4 protein-coding genes are annotated in these 4,613 nt (G+C 73.4%); 3 read left to right on the top strand and 1 reads right to left on the bottom strand.

Going from position 1 to position 4,613, the window contains the following annotated elements:
• Positions 1-132 precede the first annotated feature (132 nt).
• From ACQRUO_RS14485 to ACQRUO_RS14475, 3 genes are all read left to right on the top strand, one after another.
• A complete protein-coding gene (locus ACQRUO_RS14485; protein ID WP_428316289.1) occupies positions 133-1,593 on the top strand; it encodes a catalase in 1,461 nt (486 codons plus the stop codon).
• 304 nt (positions 1,594-1,897) lie between these two features.
• Entirely contained in the window at positions 1,898-2,674 is a 777-nt protein-coding gene (locus ACQRUO_RS14480) for an IclR family transcriptional regulator (RefSeq protein WP_428316288.1), read from the top strand.
• Positions 2,675-2,813: 139 nt separating this feature from the next.
• Positions 2,814-3,005: a hypothetical protein gene (locus ACQRUO_RS14475; RefSeq protein WP_428316287.1), complete on the top strand. Its 192-nt coding sequence runs from the start codon at positions 2,814-2,816 to the stop codon at positions 3,003-3,005.
• 551 nt (positions 3,006-3,556) lie between these two features.
• Here the strand turns inward: ACQRUO_RS14475 and ACQRUO_RS14470 are convergent.
• Positions 3,557-4,613, bottom strand: a 1,057-nt coding sequence (locus ACQRUO_RS14470; RefSeq protein WP_428316286.1) for a tetratricopeptide repeat protein, incomplete at its 5' end; no start/stop codon positions are given.

Raw genomic sequence — 4,613 nt, 5'->3', positions numbered from 1 at the left:
TTGTACTTGCCCCCTGCAGTTTGCTTCTTTTTGGGTCTCTCCCCTCCCCTTTCTCCCCCCCCCCCCCCCCACCCAACCCCCCCCCCCCCCCCCCCCCCCGGCCACGCAACTCCCGCAAACCTGAGGACCCCCATGCCCAAGAACCTGACCACCGAGTCCGGCGCCCCGATCGCCGACAACCAGAACTCGGCCTCGGCCGGCGAGTACGGCCCGCTGCTCATCCAGGACCAGCAGCTGCTGGAGAAGCTGGCCCGGTTCAACCGCGAGCGCATCCCGGAGCGCGTGGTGCACGCCCGCGGCTCCGGCGCCTACGGCTACTTCGAGGTGACCGACGAGGTCTCCCAGTACACCCGGGCCGCCTTCCTGGGCGAGGTCGGCAAGCGCACCGAGGTCTTCCTGCGCTTCTCCACCGTGGCCGGCAACCTGGGCGCCAACGACGCGGTCCGCGACCCGCGCGGCTTCGCGCTGAAGTTCTACACCGAAGAGGGCAACTACGACCTCGTCGGCAACAACACCCCGGTCTTCTTCATCAAGGACCCGCTGAAGTTCCCCGACTTCATCCACTCGCAGAAGCGCGACCCGTTCACCGGCATCACCGAGGCGGACAACGTCTGGGACTTCTGGGCGCACGCCCCCGAGGCCACCCACCAGATCACCTGGCTGTTCGGCGACCGCGGCATCCCGGCCTCCTACCGCCACATGAACGGCTACGGCTCGCACACCTACCAGTGGGTCAACGAGTCGGGCGAGGCCTTCTGGGTGAAGTACCACTTCAAGACCAACCAGGGCATCCGCTCGCTGGACGGCGGCCAGGCCGCCGAGGTGGTCGGCGGCGACGCCGACAGCCACCAGCGCGACCTGCACCAGGCCATCGAGCGCGGCGTCTTCCCGAGCTGGACCCTGTACGTCCAGCTGATGCCGGTGGCCGAGGCGGCCGAGTACCGCTTCAACCCGTTCGACCTGACCAAGGTCTGGCCGCACGCCGACTACCCGCTGGTCAAGGTCGGCCGCCTGGTGCTGAACAAGAACCCGGAGAACGTCTTCGCCGAGGTCGAGCAGGCCGCCTTCTCGCCCAACAACTTCGTGCCCGGCATCGGCGCCTCCCCGGACAAGATGCTCCAGGGCCGCCTGTTCGCCTACGCCGACGCCCAGCGCTACCGCCTCGGCGTCAACCACACCCAGCTCGCGGTGAACGCCCCCAAGGCCACCGAGGCGAACAACTACGGCCGCGACGGCTTCGCCGCGGTCAACAAGTCGGGCCGCGGCAAGAACTACGAGCCCAACTCGTTCGACGGCCCGGCGCAGACCGACCGCGCGCTGGCCGCCCCGGTCGCGCTCTCCGGCCACACCGGCACCTACACCACGCCGCAGCACACCAAGGACGACGACTTCTTCCAGGCCGGTGAGCTCTACCGCCTGATGTCCGAGGGCGAGAAGTCCCGCCTGATCGACAACCTGGCCGGCTTCCTGGCCCAGGTCAGCCGCGAGGACGTCATCGAGAAGAACCTGGCGCACTTCCACGCGGCCGACCCGGAGTACGGCGCCCGCCTGGCCGCCGCCGTCGCCAAGATCCGGACCACCGAGGAGGCCTGAGCCTCCGTCGCCTCCGCGACACCACCACAGGGCTGACTGACGCACCCTCAGATGGGCCTCTCCCCCCGGGCAGTGGGGGAGGGGCCCATCGTCCGTCCGGGCATCGGTCCGGTATCCGTCCGGCGTCTGTCGGGCGTCCGCCCGGGCGAGTTCTGCTCCACCGGTTGACCTGCGACGGGATCGTCTGGCATATGCCATTCGGCCAATACCCGTCACCTGCGGGAATCTGTCCCAACCCGCGGGTAGGAGTGCGCCACGATGGATAGTCTGGGTAGGACACTCGCGGGCGGCGGAAGGGGAGGCCATGCCGGCACACGGTCAGGGTCAGATCATGCTGGACCAGGGTGAGTCCGGGCCGCACGCCTCGCTGCGCCGCGCCCTGCGGCTGCTGGAGGCCACCGACCGCCACCCCTACGGTGCGGGGCTGACCGACCTGGTCCGGGAGACCGCGCTGCCCGAGCCGGTGGTGCGCGACCTGATCACCCTGCTCTGCGCCGAGGGGTACCTGCAGGCCACCGACGGCGGCTGGATCCTCGGCGGCACCTTCGCCATGCTCGGGCAGTACAACCGCGAGCAGCTGATCCGGATCCGGCTCCAGCACAAGCTCGCCGAGCTGCGCGACGAGCTGGGCGCCGCCGTCTACTTCAGCCGCTACCACGACGGCGAGCTGCGGGTGGAGGCGGTCTCCGCCGCCGAGCACGCGCCCGCGGTGCACGAGTGGGTCGACTTCAAGGCCACCGCGCACGCCAGCGCGATCGGCAAGTGCCTGCTCAGCCAGCTCGACCACGACGGGCGCCTGGACCACCTGGCCCGGCACCCGATCGCCCGGCTCACCTCGCGCACCATCACCGACACCGAGCAGCTGATGCACCGCCTGGAGCGCCAGCCGGCCACCCTGCCGGTGCTCGACCTCCAGGAGTACGCGCTGGGCACGGTCTGCGCCGCGGTCCCGGTCACCGCCGGGTCCACCGTGGGCTGCCTGGCCATGTCCCTCCCGCTGGACCACGCCTACCGGCTGCGCGCGGGCGCCGAGCTGCTGGCCGAGCGGGCGGCGCCGCTGATGCTGGCGATGGCGGTCTGACCACGGCTGGTCTGCGCGGTCGGGGGGATCGGCGGGGGCGGCGTTGATCGGGTGTTGATCGTTTTCTGGGAGGCTCCTGGGAGCACGGAGCGGCCCACCACAAGAACCCGGCCGCCCAGTCGACGAAGGGGCACCAGAGATGACGCACCGGAACCTGACCCTCCCCGCCTGGCTGCGCGGCGCCGTGGCGACCCTCGGCCTGGTGGCCGTGCTGGCCGGTGGCACCACGCTGACGGCCGCGGCCCAGGGCGGCGGCAGCGCCAAGAGTGTCCGCGCGGACTGGAACAGCAGCACCTCGGACCAGTGCATGAGCTGCGTGGCGAAGCAGTAGCAGCCCGGGCACGCCGACTGTCGGGTCCGGCGCCTGCGGGAGGCCCCCGCCGGCACCGGACCGCCGGCAGGAACAGCAGCACCTCGGACCAGTGCATGAGCTGCGTGGCGAAGCAGTAGCAGCCCGGGCACGCCGACCGTCGGGTCCGGTGCCAGCGGGAGGCCCCCGCCGGCACCGGACCCGCTGCCGTCGGCCCGCCGGGTGAAACGGGCCCGGCATCGGGGTAGGCGGGCGGGGTGGGCGCGGGTCGGTGGCTTCGCTCGCAGGCTGGTTCCGCGTGGGGTGGGCGGGGCCGGCGCCTTGCTCGCAGGCTCGCTCGGCGCCGGGCCGCGCTGGGTGGGGCCGGCGCCTTGCTCGCAGGCTCGCTCGGCGCCGGGCCGCGCTGGGCGGGGGGCTGCGGCTTCGCTCGCGGGCCGGCTCCGCGTTGGCTCACGCCGGGTGGCTGGGCCAACAACCCGCGGCCTCGCTCGGCGGCGGCCCTCGCTGCGTGAGTGGGCGTCGGCCCGCGGCTTCCCCCGTGAGCTCGCGCTGCGCAGGCCCTCCGCCGGCGGTCAGCCGCCGGGTGCCGGTGCGGGCTGGCCGTCCAGGTCGGCCAGCAGGACCGCCACGTCCGCCGCGTTGGGCAGCGCGAGCCGTTCGAACAGGCCGTGTGCCCGGGTCAGCTGCTCGCGGGCCGCGGCCGGCTCGCCGACCTCGGCCAGCGCGCGTCCGATCACCACCAGGGCCAGCCCCTGGTCCCGTTCCGCGCCCAGCTCCTCGCAGATCGCCAGCGCCTGTCGGGCCTCGCGCAGCGCCTGCTGGGGCCGGCCCATCGCGCGCAGTGCGTCCGCCAGTCGGTAGCGGGCGTGCCCCTCCCGGGCCCGGATCCCCGCGTCGGTGGCTATGGTCAGGCACTCGGTGTAGCGCAGCGCGGCCTCCTCGTACCGGCCCAGCTCGTGCAGTGCCAGCCCCAGCACGTAGAGCCCGTAGGCCGTGCAGGCGCTGTCCCGCAGCGCCCGCAGTTCGGGCAGCGCCGCCTCGCAGGCCTCCACCGCCTGCTGGCGCTGCCCGCTGCGCAGCAGCGACATCGCCGCGTTCACCCGGGTCATCAGCTCGCCCGAGCGGTCGCCGAGTTCCCGGGCCAGCGCGATCGCCTCCCGGTAGCAGCGGACCGCCTCCTGGTACTCGCGCTGGTTGTGCGCGATCAGGCCCAGGTCGTTGAGCGCCTGACGGAGGATCACCGTGTCGCCCGCGGCCCGGCAGGCCTCCACCGCCAGCCGGGTCTGCAGCTCCGCCTCCCCGATCCGGGTGGCGGCCAGCGCGATGGTGCCGCAGAGGAACCGGGCCCGCCCCCGGGTGCGCTGGTCGCCGCCGAGCGCGGCCGTGGCGGCCAGCGCCCGGGCGGCGTCGGCGAGCGGTCCGTAGTGGGCGTCCTGACTGAAGGCGGAGAGCGCGATCAGCAGGTCGATCGCGGCCGCCGCCCGGTCCGGGCGGTCCGGCCGGTCGGCGGCCTGGTCGGCCAGCCGGGCGGCCAGGGCGATCGCCCCGGCGGATTCGGCGGCCACCCAGGCCCGGGCCTGCGGCAGGGTGCGGAAGTCCGGGCGGGCCACCGCGGCGGCGAGCGGCGCG

This window comes from Kitasatospora sp. LaBMicrA B282 (assembly GCF_050325825.1).
Taxonomy (GTDB): domain Bacteria; phylum Actinomycetota; class Actinomycetes; order Streptomycetales; family Streptomycetaceae; genus Kitasatospora.
The sequence above is the reverse complement of the archived record's forward strand: the minus strand, read 5'-3'. Positions and strand labels throughout refer to the sequence as shown.